Genomic DNA, 2964 nt, shown 5'->3' on the forward strand with positions numbered 1-2964 from the left:
CGCCCGCGGCCGCGCGCCACCCTGCACCGCGGCCCAGTCCGGCCGCACGCCGCGCACGAACAGCTGGCCCAGGCTGTCGAGCAGCGACACCACGTCGTCGCGCCCCTTGCGCAGCGACGGGATCCACGCGCTGTCGGGCATCACGCTGCCACGCTGCGCCATGTTCAGCAGCGTCGGCTGCGGGCCGACCTCGATGAAGACGCGCAAGCCGTCGGCCTGCAGCGCGGCGATCGAATCGCCGAAGCGCACAGCGTCGCGCACATGGCGGCGCCAGTAGCCCGGTTGACAGACCTCGTCACCCGCCAACCGGCCGGTCACGTTCGACGCCAGCACCAGCTGCGGCGCACGGAACTCCACCTGCGACGCGACCGCCTCGAACGCATCGAGCATCGGCTCCATCAGCGGCGAGTGGAAGGCGTGCGAGACCTTCAGCCGCTGCGCCTCGATGCCGGCGACCGCGAGCCGCTCCAGCGCCGCGTCGACCGCGTCGGCACGGCCGGAGATCACGGTGTTCTGCGGGCCGTTCGCCGCGGCGATGGCGAGCACGGAGGCATCCCGCGCGATCGCGGCGCGCACGGTGGCCTCGTCGGTGAAGACCGCCGCCATCGCGCCATCGCGCGGCAGCGCGCTCATCAGCCGGCCCCGTTCGACGATCAGCTTCAGCCCGTCCGCGAGGCTGAACACGCCGGCCACGCAGGCCGCGACGTACTCGCCGACGCTGTGGCCCATCACCGCGGTCGGCTTGACGCCCCACGATTGCCACAGCTGCGCGAGCGCGTACTCGATCGCGAACAGCGCCGGCTGCGTGAACGCGGTGTCGTCGAGCCGTTCGGCGTCGTTCCACATCACGTCGAGCAGGCCGAGGCCGAGCAGGGGTGCCGTGATGCGTTCGCACTCGTCGAGCGCGGCGCGGAACACCGGCTCGGCGTCGTACAGCGCGCGGCCCATGCCGGCAACCTGCGCGCCCTGGCCGGTGAACAGGAACACGAGTTCCGGCGCCGTGCCGCCGACGGCGCGGCCGCGCGAGGCGCCGGCGGTCGGCGCGCCGGCGATGAATTCGCCGAGCCGTGCCTTCAAGGCGTCGGCGCTGTCGGCAACCACCGCCAGCCGCTCGATGAACGGCGAACGGCCGAGCGCGAGCGTCGCGGCGATCTGGTCGAGTGGCGCCGTGCCGGCCGCATCGGCCAGGCGGCGGGCGGCAGCTTCGAGTGCGGCGGGCGTCTGCGCGCTCAGCACAATGAGCTGCTGCGCCTGCGCGGGCAAGACCGCTGGCACGGCGGGCGGCGCCTCTTCCAGGATCACATGCGCATTCGTGCCGCTGAACCCGAACGAGCTGACGCTCGCGCGCCGCGGCCGGCCGGCATCGGGCCACGGCGTCGGCACGGTCGGCACCGTGATCGGCATCTCGTCCCAGGCGATCAGGTGGTTCGGCCGCTTCAGGTGCAGGTGCGGCGGGATCGTGCGGTGCTGCAGCGCCAGCGCGACCTTGATGACGCCGGCCACGCCGGCGGCCGCTTCCAGGTGGCCGATGTTGGTCTTCACCGAACCGATCATCAGCGGCGTGTCGGCCGGTCGCTGGCCGTAGACCTGGTGCAGCGCCTTGACCTCGATCGGGTCGCCGAGCGGCGTGCCGGTGCCGTGCGCCTCGACGTAGCYGATCTCGTCGGGTTTCACGCGCGCGTTGGCGAGCGCGGCGCGGATCACCGCCTCCTGCGCGGTGCCGTTCGGTGCGGTCAGGCCGCTGCTGCGGCCGTCCTGGTTCAGCGCCGAGCCGCGCACCAGCGCGATCACGCGGTCGCCGTCGCGCTGCGCATCGGACAGCCGCTTCAGCACGACGACGCCGCAGCCCTCGCCACGCACATAGCCGTCGGCCGCGTCGTCGAAGGTCTTGCAGCGGCCGTCGAACGACATCATGCGGGCGCGCGAGGTCAGGATCGAGCCGTCGGCCGTCAGCGTGAGGTTCACGCCGCCGGCGAGCGCGAGGTCGGCTTCGCCGCTGCGCAGGCTCTGCACCGCCCAGTGGATCGCGACCAGCGACGACGAGCACGCGGTGTCGATCGCGACGTTGGGCCCGTGCAGCCCGAGGAAGTACGACAGCCGCCCGGCCGCCACGCTGTGCGCGGTGCCCGAGGGCGTATAGGCATCGCCGAAGCGCGAGCCGATCGCCTCGGACAGCTGGTTCGCATAGTCGTGCGTCGTGATGCCCATGTAGACGGCGGTCTGGCTGCCGGCCAGCGACGACGGCGCGATGCCGGCGTGTTCGAGCGACTCCCAGGTCACCTCCAGCAGCAGCCGCTGCTGCGGGTCGAGGCTGACGGCCTCGCGCGGCGAGATGCCGAAGAAGTGCGCGTCGAAGCGATCGACGTCCTTCACGAAGCCGCCCCAGCGGGTGTAGCTCTTGCCGGGCACGTCGGGGTCGGCGTCGAAGCAGGCGTCGGCATCCCAGCGCTCCTTCGGCACCTCGGTGACGCCGTCGGTGCCGCTCTCGAGGAAGCGCCAGAACGCGTCGGGCGTGTCGCCGTCGCCGGGGAAGCGGCAGCCGATGCCGACGATCGCGATCGGCTCGTGGCGCGACTGCTCGACGGCCTTCAGCCTCGCCTCGAGCTGGTCGATGGCCTGCAGCGAGCGCTTCAGCAGCGCGGCGTAGTCGGGGGTCTGCCGGGTGTCGGTCACGGAGTCTCCTGGATGCCGATGCCGTCGAGGCGTCGCATCAGCTGCATCGCGAGTTCATCTTCGGACAGCGCATCGAGGCTGTCCGCGGGTGGGGGTGCCGACACCGCGGCGGGCGCCGCGGCAGCGGCCGGCTCGAACTGGTCCGCGAACACCTCGCTCGCCAGGTGCTCGGTCAGCGCCGCGACCGACGGGTGGTCGAAGGTCACCGTCGCGGCCAGCGTGCGGCCGACACTCTTGCCGAGCAGGTTGCGCAGCTCCACCGCCATCAGCGAATCGAGGCCGAGCTGGCGC

The 2964-nt window shown here is 72.5% G+C and carries 2 protein-coding genes; both read right to left on the reverse strand.

The genetic code is table 11. The annotated features are described in order from the left end of the window. Nucleotides 1-2673, reverse strand: a 2673-nt coding sequence (locus tag AC1D15_RS24835) for a type I polyketide synthase (RefSeq protein WP_477828073.1), incomplete at its 3' end; no start/stop codon positions are given. Beyond that, the coding region (locus AC1D15_RS24840; RefSeq protein ID WP_477828074.1) for an acyl carrier protein at nt 2670-2964 on the reverse strand (295 nt) is incomplete at its 5' end. The genes AC1D15_RS24840 and AC1D15_RS24835, both read right to left, overlap by 4 nt.

Source organism: Rhizobacter sp. P2_H2, from assembly GCF_056403375.1.